5 protein-coding genes, 4 tRNA genes and 5 rRNA genes are annotated in these 16,301 nt (G+C 47.0%); 1 reads left to right on the forward strand and 13 read right to left on the reverse strand.

Annotated features, from left to right (window positions below; all coding sequences use genetic code 11):
• Positions 1-50: 50 nt before the first annotated feature.
• The 11 genes from OC193_RS13600 to OC193_RS13650 form a co-directional block, all read right to left on the reverse strand.
• Positions 51-2,944: ribosomal RNA gene (locus OC193_RS13600) — 23S ribosomal RNA — on the reverse strand.
• Between the two features lie 330 nt (positions 2,945-3,274).
• Positions 3,275-3,350, reverse strand: a tRNA-Ala gene (locus OC193_RS13605).
• 14 nt (positions 3,351-3,364) lie between these two features.
• Positions 3,365-3,441 (reverse strand) — tRNA-Ile (locus OC193_RS13610).
• A 67-nt stretch (positions 3,442-3,508) separates the two neighbouring features.
• Positions 3,509-5,063: ribosomal RNA gene (locus OC193_RS13615) — 16S ribosomal RNA — on the reverse strand.
• A gap of 378 nt (positions 5,064-5,441) precedes the next feature.
• Positions 5,442-5,557, reverse strand: a 5S ribosomal RNA gene (gene rrf / locus OC193_RS13620).
• Positions 5,558-5,687: 130 nt separating this feature from the next.
• Positions 5,688-8,580: ribosomal RNA gene (locus tag OC193_RS13625) — 23S ribosomal RNA — on the reverse strand.
• A 331-nt stretch (positions 8,581-8,911) separates the two neighbouring features.
• Positions 8,912-8,987, reverse strand: a tRNA-Glu gene (locus OC193_RS13630).
• Between the two features lie 65 nt (positions 8,988-9,052).
• Positions 9,053-10,607 (reverse strand): 16S ribosomal RNA (locus tag OC193_RS13635).
• Together the 16S, 23S and 5S rRNA genes with 3 tRNA genes alongside form the textbook arrangement of a ribosomal RNA operon.
• A gap of 582 nt (positions 10,608-11,189) precedes the next feature.
• Positions 11,190-12,443: an HD-GYP domain-containing protein gene (locus OC193_RS13640; protein WP_048659249.1), complete on the reverse strand. Its 1,254-nt coding sequence runs from the start codon at positions 12,441-12,443 to the stop codon at positions 11,190-11,192.
• Positions 12,444-12,526: 83 nt separating this feature from the next.
• Positions 12,527-12,934, reverse strand: coding sequence for a VOC family protein (locus tag OC193_RS13645; RefSeq protein ID WP_048659250.1), 408 nt, complete (start codon positions 12,932-12,934; stop codon positions 12,527-12,529).
• 245 nt (positions 12,935-13,179) lie between these two features.
• Positions 13,180-13,264, reverse strand: a tRNA-Leu gene (locus OC193_RS13650).
• A gap of 194 nt (positions 13,265-13,458) precedes the next feature.
• Between OC193_RS13650 and OC193_RS13655 the strand changes: the two genes are divergently transcribed.
• Positions 13,459-13,935 (forward strand): RDD family protein, encoded by a 477-nt coding sequence (locus OC193_RS13655; RefSeq protein ID WP_048659251.1) that lies wholly within the window; start codon positions 13,459-13,461, stop codon positions 13,933-13,935.
• 64 nt (positions 13,936-13,999) lie between these two features.
• On the opposite strand, the gene lptG is transcribed toward OC193_RS13655, so the two are convergent.
• On the reverse strand, positions 14,000-15,070 hold the full coding sequence (gene lptG, locus OC193_RS13660; RefSeq protein WP_048659252.1) for an LPS export ABC transporter permease LptG: 1,071 nt from the start codon (positions 15,068-15,070) through the stop codon (positions 14,000-14,002).
• 3 nt (positions 15,071-15,073) lie between these two features.
• Positions 15,074-16,174 carry an LPS export ABC transporter permease LptF gene (lptF, locus tag OC193_RS13665; RefSeq protein WP_048659253.1) on the reverse strand — a complete coding sequence of 367 codons (1,101 nt, stop codon included), beginning with the start codon at positions 16,172-16,174 and terminating at the stop codon, positions 15,074-15,076.
• Positions 16,175-16,301 lie beyond the last annotated feature (127 nt).

A 16,301-nucleotide genomic window follows, 5' to 3' on the forward strand; every position in this document is an offset into this window, starting at 1 on the left:
TTCAAGCGTTTGGTATTTCTATTGAATCCACAAAACCCCTTGGGTGTTGTATGGTTAAGCCTCACGGGCAATTAGTACAGGTTAGCTCAATGCCTCGCAGCACTTACACACCCTGCCTATCAACGTCGTAGTCTACGACAACCCTTTAGGACGCTTATAGCGCCAGGGAAAACTCATCTCAAGGCTCGCTTCCCGCTTAGATGCTTTCAGCGGTTATCGATTCCGAACTTAGCTACCGGGCAATGCCATTGGCATGACAACCCGAACACCAGAGGTTCGTCCACTCCGGTCCTCTCGTACTAGGAGCAGCCCCTTTCAATTTTCCAACGCCCACGGCAGATAGGGACCGAACTGTCTCACGACGTTCTAAACCCAGCTCGCGTACCACTTTAAATGGCGAACAGCCATACCCTTGGGACCGACTTCAGCCCCAGGATGTGATGAGCCGACATCGAGGTGCCAAACACCGCCGTCGATATGAACTCTTGGGCGGTATCAGCCTGTTATCCCCGGAGTACCTTTTATCCGTTGAGCGATGGCCCTTCCATTCAGAACCACCGGATCACTATGACCTGCTTTCGCACCTGCTCGAATTGTCATTCTCGCAGTCAAGCGGGCTTATGCCATTGCACTAACCACACGATGTCCAACCGTGTTTAGCCCACCTTCGTGCTCCTCCGTTACTCTTTGGGAGGAGACCGCCCCAGTCAAACTACCCACCAGGCACTGTCCGTAATCCCGATTCAGGGACCAACGTTAGAACATCAAAACTACAAGGGTGGTATTTCAAGGACGACTCCACCACATCTAGCGACGCGGTTTCAAAGTCTCCCACCTATCCTACACATGTAGGTTCAATGTTCAGTGCCAAGCTGTAGTAAAGGTTCACGGGGTCTTTCCGTCTAGCCGCGGGTACACTGCATCTTCACAGCGATTTCAATTTCACTGAGTCTCGGGTGGAGACAGCGTGGCCATCATTACGCCATTCGTGCAGGTCGGAACTTACCCGACAAGGAATTTCGCTACCTTAGGACCGTTATAGTTACGGCCGCCGTTTACCGGGGCTTCGATCAAGAGCTTCGACCGAAGTCTAACCCCATCAATTAACCTTCCGGCACCGGGCAGGCGTCACACCGTATACGTCATCTTACGATTTTGCACAGTGCTGTGTTTTTAATAAACAGTTGCAGCCACCTGGTATCTGCGACTCTCGTCTGCTCCATCCGCAAGGGACTTCACTGATAAGAGCGTACCTTCTCCCGAAGTTACGGTACCATTTTGCCTAGTTCCTTCACCCGAGTTCTCTCAAGCGCCTTGGTATTCTCTACCCGACCACCTGTGTCGGTTTGGGGTACGATTCCTTACAATCTGAAGCTTAGAGGCTTTTCCTGGAAGCATGGCATCAATGACTTCACTACCGTAGTAGCTCGACATCGTATCTCAGCGTTAGTAGCGGTCCGGATTTACCTAAACCACCCGCCTACGTACTTGAACCTGGACAACCGTCGCCAGGCCCACCTAGCCTTCTCCGTCCCCCCATCGCAATTGTAAGAAGTACGGGAATATTAACCCGTTTCCCATCGACTACGCCTTTCGGCCTCGCCTTAGGAGTCGACTTACCCTGCCCCGATTAACGTTGGACAGGAACCCTTGGTCTTCCGGCGAGGGAGTTTTTCACTCCCTTTATCGTTACTCATGTCAGCATTCGCACTTCTGATACCTCCAGCAGCCCTTACAGACCACCTTCAACGGCTTACAGAACGCTCCCCTACCCCACATACCCTAAGGTACGTAGCCGCAGCTTCGGTGTATAGCTTAGCCCCGTTACATCTTCCGCGCAGGCCGACTCGACCAGTGAGCTATTACGCTTTCTTTAAATGATGGCTGCTTCTAAGCCAACATCCTGGCTGTCTGAGCCTTCCCACATCGTTTCCCACTTAGCTATACTTTGGGACCTTAGCTGGCGGTCTGGGTTGTTTCCCTCTCCACGACGGACGTTAGCACCCGCCGTGTGTCTCCCGGATAGTACTTACTGGTATTCGGAGTTTGCAAAGGGTTGGTAAGTCGGGATGACCCCCTAGCCTTAACAGTGCTCTACCCCCAGTAGTATTCGTCCGAGGCGCTACCTAAATAGCTTTCGGGGAGAACCAGCTATCTCCAGGTTTGATTGGCCTTTCACCCCTAGCCACAAGTCATCCGCTAATTTTTCAACATTAGTCGGTTCGGTCCTCCAGTTGATGTTACTCAACCTTCAACCTGCCCATGGCTAGATCACCTGGTTTCGGGTCTAATCCTAGCAACTGTACGCCCAGTTAAGACTCGGTTTCCCTACGGCTCCCCTAAACGGTTAACCTTGCTACTAAAATTAAGTCGCTGACCCATTATACAAAAGGTACGCAGTCACACCACGAAGGTGCTCCTACTGCTTGTACGTACACGGTTTCAGGTTCTATTTCACTCCCCTCACAGGGGTTCTTTTCGCCTTTCCCTCACGGTACTGGTTCACTATCGGTCAGTCAGTAGTATTTAGCCTTGGAGGATGGTCCCCCCATATTCAGACAGGATATCACGTGTCCCGCCCTACTCGTTTTCACTGATGATGAGATGTCGATTACGGGGCTATCACCCTTTATTGCGGCACTTTCCAGAGCCTTCATCTGTCTCATTAAAAGCTTAAGGGCTAATCCAATTTCGCTCGCCGCTACTTTCGGAATCTCGGTTGATTTCTCTTCCTCGGGGTACTTAGATGTTTCAGTTCCCCCGGTTTGCCTCCTGTTGCTATGTATTCACAACAGGATACTTACTTATGTAAGTGGGTTTCCCCATTCAGGAATCCCAGACTCAAAAGGTTATTACTACCTAATCTGGGCTTATCGCAAGTTATTACGCCTTTCATCGCCTCTGACTGCCAAGGCATCCACCGTGTACGCTTAGTCACTTAACCATACAACCCGAAAGGGTCTTAGCGTATGGCAACTAACCAAGGTTTTTGGTTGTCATTAAGAAGGGTTAATTCTCAATGACTGTTTGCCGGACTCAATTTCGATTCAAACTAAGTTTGAATCACTCTTTATTTCCACTTTTAAAAAGTGAAGACAAAAAGCCAAGACACTTGAATGTGTTTGTTGTGTTTACCATAAAGGTAAACATTGAGAACTTTTAAATTTGATTGAATTACTCGTAAGTAATCAATCAGTCAGCTTTCCAAATTGTTAAAGAGCTTGATTTCTTTCGAAACCATTTTTAAAGATTCTTAGGGAAAAACCCTTAAAGATGGTGGAGCTATGCGGGATCGAACCGCAGACCTCCTGCGTGCAAGGCAGGCGCTCTCCCAGCTGAGCTATAGCCCCATCTAGGTCGATATTGGTGGGTCTGAGTGGACTTGAACCACCGACCTCCCGCTTATCAGGCGAGCGCTCTAACCAGCTGAGCTACAGACCCAATATCGTCTCTTAACTTTTCTAAACCTAATCAATCTGTGTGGACACTTATCGTGAATATCTTCGTATAAGGAGGTGATCCAGCCCCAGGTTCCCCTAGGGCTACCTTGTTACGACTTCACCCCAGTCATGAACCACAAAGTGGTGAGCGTCCTCCCCGAAAGGTTAAACTACCCACTTCTTTTGCAGCCCACTCCCATGGTGTGACGGGCGGTGTGTACAAGGCCCGGGAACGTATTCACCGTAGCATTCTGATCTACGATTACTAGCGATTCCGACTTCATGGAGTCGAGTTGCAGACTCCAATCCGGACTACGACGCACTTTTTGGGATTCGCTCACTATCGCTAGCTTGCTGCCCTCTGTATGCGCCATTGTAGCACGTGTGTAGCCCTACTCGTAAGGGCCATGATGACTTGACGTCGTCCCCACCTTCCTCCGGTTTATCACCGGCAGTCTCCCTGGAGTTCCCGACATTACTCGCTGGCAAACAAGGATAAGGGTTGCGCTCGTTGCGGGACTTAACCCAACATTTCACAACACGAGCTGACGACAGCCATGCAGCACCTGTCTCAGAGCTCCCGAAGGCACACCTGCGTCTCCGCTGGCTTCTCTGGATGTCAAGAGTAGGTAAGGTTCTTCGCGTTGCATCGAATTAAACCACATGCTCCACCGCTTGTGCGGGCCCCCGTCAATTCATTTGAGTTTTAATCTTGCGACCGTACTCCCCAGGCGGTCTACTTAACGCGTTAGCTCCGAAAGCCACGGCTCAAGGCCACAACCTCCAAGTAGACATCGTTTACGGCGTGGACTACCAGGGTATCTAATCCTGTTTGCTCCCCACGCTTTCGCATCTGAGTGTCAGTATCTGTCCAGGGGGCCGCCTTCGCCACTGGTATTCCTTCAGATCTCTACGCATTTCACCGCTACACCTGAAATTCTACCCCCCTCTACAGTACTCTAGTTCACCAGTTTCAAATGCAGTTCCGAGGTTGAGCCCCGGGCTTTCACATCTGACTTAATGAACCACCTGCATGCGCTTTACGCCCAGTAATTCCGATTAACGCTCGCACCCTCCGTATTACCGCGGCTGCTGGCACGGAGTTAGCCGGTGCTTCTTCTGTTGCTAACGTCAAGAGATAGCGCTATTAACGCTACCCCCTTCCTCACAACTGAAAGTACTTTACAACCCGAAGGCCTTCTTCATACACGCGGCATGGCTGCATCAGGCTTTCGCCCATTGTGCAATATTCCCCACTGCTGCCTCCCGTAGGAGTCTGGACCGTGTCTCAGTTCCAGTGTGGCTGATCATCCTCTCAGACCAGCTAGGGATCGTCGCCTTGGTGAGCCATTACCTCACCAACTAGCTAATCCCACCTAGGCATATCTTGACGCGAGAGGCCCGAAGGTCCCCCTCTTTGGCCCGTAGGCATTATGCGGTATTAGCCATCGTTTCCAATGGTTATCCCCCACATCAAGGCAATTTCCTAGGCATTACTCACCCGTCCGCCGCTCGACGCCCATTAACGCACCCGAAGGATTGTTAGTGTCGTTTCCGCTCGACTTGCATGTGTTAGGCCTGCCGCCAGCGTTCAATCTGAGCCATGATCAAACTCTTCAATTTAAGATTTTGTGACTCAACGAATACTGACTTCAAAACTACTATGTAATTTTAAAGCTATTACCATTCCAACAGAATGATAATGAATTGACTGTGCCGAATAACTACAAGTAGTTAAACGTATTGGTCACTCAGTTCATTGAAATCAATTTTGATTCCGAAGAATCTATTTTATCTAACGATAAAACGTTTTGATATTCATCAACGAGTGCCCACACAGATTGATAGGTTTAAATTGTTAAAGAGCTTTGCTTTCAGTGCCTTAGCACTCAAGCAGGACGCGTATAATACGCTTTCTACTTTGAAAGTCAACATAAAATACTAAGAAAACTTAGAACTCTATGGTGACTTGTCTACTTTGTAGACAAAGTCGAAATTAAAGCCTGGCGATGTCCTACTCTCACATGGGGAAGCCCCACACTACCATCGGCGCTATTGTGTTTCACTTCTGAGTTCGGCATGGAATCAGGTGGGTCCACAATGCTATGGTCGCCAAGCAAATTTTGCTTTTACTTTCAGTTTTTAAAAAACTGAAGGCAAAATAATCTGGAAAGCTGTTAAATTCTCTTCAAACTCATTCAAGCGTTTGGTATTTCTATTGAATCCACAAAACCCCTTGGGTGTTGTATGGTTAAGCCTCACGGGCAATTAGTACAGGTTAGCTCAATGCCTCGCAGCACTTACACACCCTGCCTATCAACGTCGTAGTCTACGACAACCCTTTAGGACGCTTATAGCGCCAGGGAAAACTCATCTCAAGGCTCGCTTCCCGCTTAGATGCTTTCAGCGGTTATCGATTCCGAACTTAGCTACCGGGCAATGCCATTGGCATGACAACCCGAACACCAGAGGTTCGTCCACTCCGGTCCTCTCGTACTAGGAGCAGCCCCTTTCAATTTTCCAACGCCCACGGCAGATAGGGACCGAACTGTCTCACGACGTTCTAAACCCAGCTCGCGTACCACTTTAAATGGCGAACAGCCATACCCTTGGGACCGACTTCAGCCCCAGGATGTGATGAGCCGACATCGAGGTGCCAAACACCGCCGTCGATATGAACTCTTGGGCGGTATCAGCCTGTTATCCCCGGAGTACCTTTTATCCGTTGAGCGATGGCCCTTCCATTCAGAACCACCGGATCACTATGACCTGCTTTCGCACCTGCTCGAATTGTCATTCTCGCAGTCAAGCGGGCTTATGCCATTGCACTAACCACACGATGTCCAACCGTGTTTAGCCCACCTTCGTGCTCCTCCGTTACTCTTTGGGAGGAGACCGCCCCAGTCAAACTACCCACCAGGCACTGTCCGTAATCCCGATTCAGGGACCAACGTTAGAACATCAAAACTACAAGGGTGGTATTTCAAGGACGACTCCACCACATCTAGCGACGCGGTTTCAAAGTCTCCCACCTATCCTACACATGTAGGTTCAATGTTCAGTGCCAAGCTGTAGTAAAGGTTCACGGGGTCTTTCCGTCTAGCCGCGGGTACACTGCATCTTCACAGCGATTTCAATTTCACTGAGTCTCGGGTGGAGACAGCGTGGCCATCATTACGCCATTCGTGCAGGTCGGAACTTACCCGACAAGGAATTTCGCTACCTTAGGACCGTTATAGTTACGGCCGCCGTTTACCGGGGCTTCGATCAAGAGCTTCGACCGAAGTCTAACCCCATCAATTAACCTTCCGGCACCGGGCAGGCGTCACACCGTATACGTCATCTTACGATTTTGCACAGTGCTGTGTTTTTAATAAACAGTTGCAGCCACCTGGTATCTGCGACTCTCGTCTGCTCCATCCGCAAGGGACTTCACTGATAAGAGCGTACCTTCTCCCGAAGTTACGGTACCATTTTGCCTAGTTCCTTCACCCGAGTTCTCTCAAGCGCCTTGGTATTCTCTACCCGACCACCTGTGTCGGTTTGGGGTACGATTCCTTACAATCTGAAGCTTAGAGGCTTTTCCTGGAAGCATGGCATCAATGACTTCACTACCGTAGTAGCTCGACATCGTATCTCAGCGTTAAGAAAGTCCGGATTTACCTAAACCTTCCGCCTACATACTTGAACCTGGACAACCGTCGCCAGGCCCACCTAGCCTTCTCCGTCCCCCCATCGCAATTGTAAGAAGTACGGGAATATTAACCCGTTTCCCATCGACTACGCCTTTCGGCCTCGCCTTAGGAGTCGACTTACCCTGCCCCGATTAACGTTGGACAGGAACCCTTGGTCTTCCGGCGAGGGAGTTTTTCACTCCCTTTATCGTTACTCATGTCAGCATTCGCACTTCTGATACCTCCAGCAGCCCTTACAGACCACCTTCAACGGCTTACAGAACGCTCCCCTACCCCACATACCCTAAGGTACGTAGCCGCAGCTTCGGTGTATAGCTTAGCCCCGTTACATCTTCCGCGCAGGCCGACTCGACCAGTGAGCTATTACGCTTTCTTTAAATGATGGCTGCTTCTAAGCCAACATCCTGGCTGTCTGAGCCTTCCCACATCGTTTCCCACTTAGCTATACTTTGGGACCTTAGCTGGCGGTCTGGGTTGTTTCCCTCTCCACGACGGACGTTAGCACCCGCCGTGTGTCTCCCGGATAGTACTTACTGGTATTCGGAGTTTGCAAAGGGTTGGTAAGTCGGGATGACCCCCTAGCCTTAACAGTGCTCTACCCCCAGTAGTATTCGTCCGAGGCGCTACCTAAATAGCTTTCGGGGAGAACCAGCTATCTCCAGGTTTGATTGGCCTTTCACCCCTAGCCACAAGTCATCCGCTAATTTTTCAACATTAGTCGGTTCGGTCCTCCAGTTGATGTTACTCAACCTTCAACCTGCCCATGGCTAGATCACCTGGTTTCGGGTCTAATCCTAGCAACTGTACGCCCAGTTAAGACTCGGTTTCCCTACGGCTCCCCTAAACGGTTAACCTTGCTACTAAAATTAAGTCGCTGACCCATTATACAAAAGGTACGCAGTCACACCACGAAGGTGCTCCTACTGCTTGTACGTACACGGTTTCAGGTTCTATTTCACTCCCCTCACAGGGGTTCTTTTCGCCTTTCCCTCACGGTACTGGTTCACTATCGGTCAGTCAGTAGTATTTAGCCTTGGAGGATGGTCCCCCCATATTCAGACAGGATATCACGTGTCCCGCCCTACTCGTTTTCACTGATGATGAGATGTCGATTACGGGGCTATCACCCTTTATTGCGGCACTTTCCAGAGCCTTCATCTGTCTCATTAAAAGCTTAAGGGCTAATCCAATTTCGCTCGCCGCTACTTTCGGAATCTCGGTTGATTTCTCTTCCTCGGGGTACTTAGATGTTTCAGTTCCCCCGGTTTGCCTCCTGTTGCTATGTATTCACAACAGGATACTTACTTATGTAAGTGGGTTTCCCCATTCAGGAATCCCAGACTCAAAAGGTTATTACTACCTAATCTGGGCTTATCGCAAGTTATTACGCCTTTCATCGCCTCTGACTGCCAAGGCATCCACCGTGTACGCTTAGTCACTTAACCATACAACCCGAAAGGGTCTTAGCGTATGGCAACTAACCAAGGTTTTTGGTTGTCATTAAGAAGGGTTAATTCTCAATGACTGTTTGCCGGACTCAATTTCGATTCAAACTAAGTTTGAATCACTCTTTATTTCCACTTTTAAAAAGTGAAGACAAAAAGCCAAGACACTTGAATGTGTTTGTTGTGTTTACCATAAAGGTAAACATTGAGAACTTTTAAATTTGATTGAATTACTCGTAAGTAATCAATCAGTCAGCTTTCCAAATTGTTAAAGAGCTTGATTCAATAAATGAACCATTTTTAAAGACACTTAAATAAATGCGCTTAAAGATGGTATCCCGTAGGGGAGTCGAACCCCTGTTACCGCCGTGAAAGGGCGGTGTCCTAGGCCTCTAGACGAACGGGACATAGGTTGCTCTTAACTGTTTAAACATATCAATCTGTGTGGACACTTATCGTGAATATCTTCGTATAAGGAGGTGATCCAGCCCCAGGTTCCCCTAGGGCTACCTTGTTACGACTTCACCCCAGTCATGAACCACAAAGTGGTGAGCGTCCTCCCCGAAAGGTTAAACTACCCACTTCTTTTGCAGCCCACTCCCATGGTGTGACGGGCGGTGTGTACAAGGCCCGGGAACGTATTCACCGTGACATTCTGATTCACGATTACTAGCGATTCCGACTTCATGGAGTCGAGTTGCAGACTCCAATCCGGACTACGACGCACTTTTTGGGATTCGCTCACTATCGCTAGCTTGCTGCCCTCTGTATGCGCCATTGTAGCACGTGTGTAGCCCTACTCGTAAGGGCCATGATGACTTGACGTCGTCCCCACCTTCCTCCGGTTTATCACCGGCAGTCTCCCTGGAGTTCCCGACATTACTCGCTGGCAAACAAGGATAAGGGTTGCGCTCGTTGCGGGACTTAACCCAACATTTCACAACACGAGCTGACGACAGCCATGCAGCACCTGTCTCAGAGCTCCCGAAGGCACACCTGCGTCTCCGCTGGCTTCTCTGGATGTCAAGAGTAGGTAAGGTTCTTCGCGTTGCATCGAATTAAACCACATGCTCCACCGCTTGTGCGGGCCCCCGTCAATTCATTTGAGTTTTAATCTTGCGACCGTACTCCCCAGGCGGTCTACTTAACGCGTTAGCTCCGAAAGCCACGGCTCAAGGCCACAACCTCCAAGTAGACATCGTTTACGGCGTGGACTACCAGGGTATCTAATCCTGTTTGCTCCCCACGCTTTCGCATCTGAGTGTCAGTATCTGTCCAGGGGGCCGCCTTCGCCACTGGTATTCCTTCAGATCTCTACGCATTTCACCGCTACACCTGAAATTCTACCCCCCTCTACAGTACTCTAGTTCACCAGTTTCAAATGCAGTTCCGAGGTTGAGCCCCGGGCTTTCACATCTGACTTAATGAACCACCTGCATGCGCTTTACGCCCAGTAATTCCGATTAACGCTCGCACCCTCCGTATTACCGCGGCTGCTGGCACGGAGTTAGCCGGTGCTTCTTCTGTTGCTAACGTCAAGAGATAGCGCTATTAACGCTACCCCCTTCCTCACAACTGAAAGTACTTTACAACCCGAAGGCCTTCTTCATACACGCGGCATGGCTGCATCAGGCTTTCGCCCATTGTGCAATATTCCCCACTGCTGCCTCCCGTAGGAGTCTGGACCGTGTCTCAGTTCCAGTGTGGCTGATCATCCTCTCAGACCAGCTAGGGATCGTCGCCTTGGTGAGCCATTACCTCACCAACTAGCTAATCCCACCTAGGCATATCTTGACGCGAGAGGCCCGAAGGTCCCCCTCTTTGGCCCGTAGGCATTATGCGGTATTAGCCATCGTTTCCAATGGTTATCCCCCACATCAAGGCAATTTCCTAGGCATTACTCACCCGTCCGCCGCTCGACGCCCATTAACGCACCCGAAGGATTGTTAGTGTCGTTTCCGCTCGACTTGCATGTGTTAGGCCTGCCGCCAGCGTTCAATCTGAGCCATGATCAAACTCTTCAATTTAAGATTTTGTGACTCAACGAATACTGACTTCAAAACTACTATGTAATTTTAAAGCTATTATCTTTCCAACAGAAAGATAATGAATTGACTGTGCCGAATAACTACAAGTAGTTAAACGTATTGGTCACTCAGTTCATTGAAATCAATTTTGTTACCGAAGTAACTGCTATTACCTAAGTAATAACGTTTTGATATTCATCAACGAGTGCCCACACAGATTGATAGGTTTAAATTGTTAAAGAGCTTCTCTTCGTTGTGACTTACATCACTTCGGAAGAGGCGGCCATTCTAGCGACTTAATTCTCAGTGTCAAACACTTATTTGGAATTAATTTCTACTTTCTAAAAGTAGGAGCGAATAATCACTCAAAGCTAGTTGCCTTTACTAACATTCTGCGCTGAAGCCTTGTGGCGTCTACCGTGTCAGTGAGGCGGCATTATAGAGATGCCGCTCTTATTGGCAAGCATTAAATGTGTTTTTTATTGAAAAAAGAGGTTAAGCGGAGATATTTCAACCAAGGGCTTATTTATACCATTTTCACCCCAAGTTTCGAACAAATTACCCACAACACCTTGTGGATAACTACTCCCCGTTATCAAAAAAATAAGATAAACGAGCTCTTGGGTTTAGATACTCTCTCACTTGTTCCGGTAATTTACTTGGATGAACGGCATTGACGATTTTTATCTCTTTAATAAAGAGGTCAATAATCGGAGCTTGGGTTCTTGGCACGCTAGGATCATAGATAAGTACATTTGGATAAAGCATATGTTTAGCGTTAACGGATATCACAACCCCAATCGAATCATTTGAAAGCTGTACTACGGTTCCTGGTGGGTAGACTCCCATAAACTTAACTAATAGCCCCAAGTTATCTTGGCTATATAAATGCTTGCAGCTTTTATATAAATGGGACAGTGCCAGATACGGGATCATTTGTTGAGATTGCGTTTTACCATGGCAAAGGTTATCAAATGCATTAGCCACTGCGACTATCTTGGCAAATTCATCTATCTCATCTTCTTCTAAGCCTTCGGGATAACCAGAACCATCATTCATCTCATGATGTTGAGCAATCACCTTTTTGGCCCTTTCAGGAAAGTCATCAATTGTTGAAACAATATCTGCACCATATTTAGTGTGAAGCTTTAAGTAGTTCTCTTCTGGTACCGTAAGCGCACTCTGCTTTCTTAATATAGCGACTGGTATTTTGATTTTGCCTACATCGTGGAACAACGCTGCGAAGGAAAGATCTTTTAATTGCTGCGTATTGTAACCTTTAGCTTTACCTATCATCAGCGCGACAACAGAAACATTCAATGTATGAAAGTAGATGTCTTCAAAATCAGCTTTAGCATTCATAAGGTGCAATGTGACGTTATCATCGCTTACTAATGTTTCGACAATGTCATCAACCAGAGCTTTTACCTCCCCTACTGCATCTAAAGGTCGGTTACGGATCTTGGTCATCACAGAGCGCATTCGGGCCAGCGAACGTTCGAACTCTTTCTCGCAATGACTCACTCTGCGACGATAAGAGCTTAAAGTTTCGATACGTTCATGCTTATCTTTCCACATTCTTTCCGCTTCAAGACTTACTTGTAAATCAGTATCGGCTTCTTGCTCAATCACATGGTTAGCAGGTAGAGGGGATGTATCGCTTTGATTCAAGTTTATATAGACGTGCTTAATCCCAAGATGTCGAATTACCTTTACTTGGGCGTCATCTTTGATTTTAAAACTGTTGAATAAAAATGGGTGTTCATTCCATTTTACGGGGAGTCGTATATGCAGACCGGGCTGAATGCGATCTACGGTAATCTTTATGCTGCCCATTTTTATATATAATATTGATTAATAATCTCTACTTATAATTCTAATAAAACCAAGCAGCAATTTCACTATCCAATTTCACAGGTTCAATTTAAAGAATCGCAATGCACCATCCAGCGTATTCCAAACTTATCTTCAACCTTACCAAACCGAGCGCCCCAAAAAGTATCCGCTAACGGCGTCATTACTCGTCCATCTTGCTTTAGCTTTTCAAAGATGTGCTCTTGAGTCGCAGTGTCTTCAGTTACAAGAGATAGCGCTAGGTTGTTCCCTTCTAGCTCTTTTGCCTTAACACCATCAGACATCATCAGCTTCATACCAAATGCTTCGAACTCAGCATGCATGACCCAATCAGGTTGAGCTCCCTCTATTACTTGTGGTGCATCACTAAAAAGTTGCTTCGATAAAACCACACCGCCGAAACACTTATGATAAAAATCCAACGCTTCACTACAACGACCGTCAAAAAACAAGTAAGGGGTTACTGTCAGCATATCTCTCTCCTCTGTTATTTACTTAAACATAGACAATAGAAGAAGGAATGACAGGTAACAGTATGATTTAAGATGATTAATTTATTAGGAAATGAAATTACGAAGTGAAACTGCGAGATTTAGGAATGAAACAACAAGATCTGACTGATTGGACAAGCATTCCTGCCGCTACCGCGAGGCAACGTTTTCCATACTCAAGATACAACAAAGCCCCGACCATTTCTGATCAGGGCTTTATCTAAATATGGTACCGGTAGGCGGACTTGAACCGCCACGCCCGAAGGCAACGGATTTTGAATCCGTCGTGTATACCAATTTCACCATACCGGCATTATCTTGGGGCATTGCCCTTTCGATGTTTGGCATTATACGTATGCGAACTGATGTGGCAAGTATAAAAACTTGAATTCATGTGTGTTTGCCGATAATTTCGCCACTAAGTCATAAGCTGTGCGTCATGTCTCTTTTCAGGCTAAGCCTTAAACTATATTCTGACGCCTCAATTTTTAAAGAAGTAATAACACATGACATCAACAAACACTCTGCCACCAGCAGGAGTCATGCGCCGATTTGGTGCCTTGTTCTATGACGCTCTGATCGTAATCGCTATTGAAATGTTGGCGGCTGGCGTCATTGTCGCTCTACTGCACGCGCTCATGGCTCTCGGCATTTTTAACCACAGCGGTTATGCCGATGTTAGTGACTTCTTAACCAACCATCCGATTTGGAGCCCTGCATACACCTTTTACTTAGTGGCCGTTTGGGTCTATTTCTTTGTATTTTTCTGGACTAGAGCTGGTCAAACTCTCGGTATGAGAGCTTGGAAACTGCGCGTTCAAAACAAAGATGGCTCAGCTATCACAGTAACTCAGGCGCTAATTCGCTTAGGTACTTCAGGTTTTGGATTGGCAAACCTATGTGTGCCATTCGATCCTCAAAAACGTGGCTTTCACGATATCTGGGCAAAGACCGAAGTCGTTGTGTTACCACAAGCAAGATAGCGTGATTTAAGTTAGCTCCAATCAAGATCAAAAAAGGAAGGCGTTATGCCTTCCTTTTTTCTATTTACAGTTTTCGCCTCAAGAGCATGATGGCAATTCCAAGGAACACCACGCTCGGGGCGATTGCGCCAAAGGCGGGCGGTATCTGATAAACCAAACTCACAGGGCCAAAAAACTCACTGGATATATAGAAGGTAAAGCCAGCAATAACACCTGACAGTATTCTCGCCCCCATGGTCACACTACGCAAAGGACCAAAGATAAACGACAGTGCCATCAGCATCATAACCGCGATCGAAATTGGCTGAGTTATCTTCCTCCACAATGCCAGTTCATAACGTGATGCATCTTGCTCCGACGCTTTAAGGTAGGAAACATAATCATACAAACCACTTAAAGAGAGCTCTTCTGGCTTAACCGTTACAATCGCAAGCTTATCTGGAGCAAGTGATGTCTTCCATGAGTATGTCGGTAGACTTTCTTTGGTAATTTGAAGTTCGTTTTCAAAAGACGTTATCTCGACATCCTTCATCGTCCACACGTTATCTCCAACGTAATCAACTTCGTCAGAGTAAATAGCGGTCTTAAGTGCCTTATTTTCATCAAAGCGCCACATGTTCATTCCATATAGCTTCTGATCATCGATTTTGACAATGAAGATGAAGTCATTCGCATCACGAGCCCACACACCACTTTGCGTCGAGATAATATTACCACCAGCAATGGAAATAGTTCTTAAATCACGAGCCATTTTCTGCGCTTGCGGTGCGCCCCACTGACCAAGTAGTGTCACCACGATCATCAGTGGAATAGCGGTTTTAAGTACCGATAGGCCGATATCTAACTTAGAGAAACCAGCGGCCTGCATAACTACCAGCTCAGAACTCGCAGCAAGCATACCAAGCCCAATCAAGGCGCCAAGCAATGCAGCCATTGGAAAGAACATTTCGATATCACGAGGGATACTCAGTAAAACAAAGTACAGCGCTTGTAATAGATCGTATGTACCACGGCCAACTTTTCTCAGCTGTTCTACATACTTGATGATCCCAGAGAGACCAACAAACGTCACCAATACCAGTGACGTCGTTGCGATGATGGTTCTGCCTATATATAAATCGAGAATCTTAAACACGGCTTAAGCCAACCTCTTATTCTTGAATTTTTCTTTCAAACGCCTTACTGGCACGCTATCCATAAAGTTTGCACCAATCGCGACAAATAACAACAACGCATTGATTGGCCACATGCCGATTACCGCAGGAATGCTTCCCTCTTCAATTGAAGATTTAGTTGCACTGATTGCTAAGAAATAGGTGAGATAAATCAGTATTGCTGGGCCGATTTTCGCAAAACGACCTTGGCGAGGGTTTACCGCAGACAGCGGCACGACAAGCATGGTCAACAATGGAATACAAAGTACCAAAGAAATACGCCATTGCAATTCAGCTTTCGCGCTATTATTCGGGTTACCGATAAGGTCAAGTGTCGGGATAGCTTCCCAGTCTCGACCTTTCTTCTCAACTTCACGTTGACCGATCAGGCCTTCGTATTCTTCAAAGTGTGTCACCATATAATCAAGGCGTGTAGGCACACCTTCATGACGAGTGCCATCGTACATCACGATAACTTGGCGACCATCGCTGAGTTCTTTTACATCTCCCGACTTCGAGAACATCACACTTGGCAGTACTGAGTCACGTGGGCGCATTTGAGCAACGAACACATTTTCTAATTTATTGCCGTCAATATCATCGATAAACACCACAGAAGAACCATCCGGCGTGCCTTCAAACTTACCTTTTGGTAGCAAATCAACGCTGTTCTCTGCGGCTACTTCTTCATACATTTGTTCAACTTTGTCTTGTGACCAAGGAGACAACCAAAATGAGTTAAAAGCGGCAACCGTTGCGGTAATTAAAGCTAAGTAAAGTGCAGATTGAATCAGGAATTTATTACCAATACCGGTGGCGTTCATCACCACAATTTCACTTTCGGCGTAAAGGCGGCCAAAAGTCAGCAAAATACCAATATAGATACTGAGAGGAAGCATCAATAGGCCCATCGCTGGCATATTTAAGCCAACAATCGACAATATAAGACTCGCGGGGATATCACCATCAGAGGCGTCCGCTAAAACACTGATGAATTTTTGGCTGAGAAACACGAGAAAGAGAACAAAAAAGATCGCAAATTGGCTCTTGATTGTCTCGCGGATCAAATATCTAACAATAATCACGCTCAAATTACCTATACAAAACTTGTTTTTTTGATTGAATCACTATAATTTCCCGTTGAACCTTTTATTTTTTTAAATTTTTAGCTAAGTGTTAGCGTTCTTCTTTAAGGTTAGTTCCATTATAGGA

Origin of the sequence: Vibrio crassostreae (assembly GCF_024347415.1) — a bacterium.
GTDB lineage: Bacteria > Pseudomonadota > Gammaproteobacteria > Enterobacterales > Vibrionaceae > Vibrio > Vibrio crassostreae.

Bases quoted from the DNA above. Each gene is read 5' to 3' on its own strand.
- OC193_RS13640 (WP_048659249.1), bottom strand. From the start codon at position 12,443: ATGGGCAGCATAAAGATTACCGTAGATCGCATTCAGCCCGGTCTGCAT.
- OC193_RS13645 (WP_048659250.1), bottom strand. From the start codon at position 12,934: ATGCTGACAGTAACCCCTTACTTGTTTTTTGACGGTCGTTGTAGTGAA.
- OC193_RS13655 (WP_048659251.1), top strand. From the start codon at position 13,459: ATGACATCAACAAACACTCTGCCACCAGCAGGAGTCATGCGCCGATTT.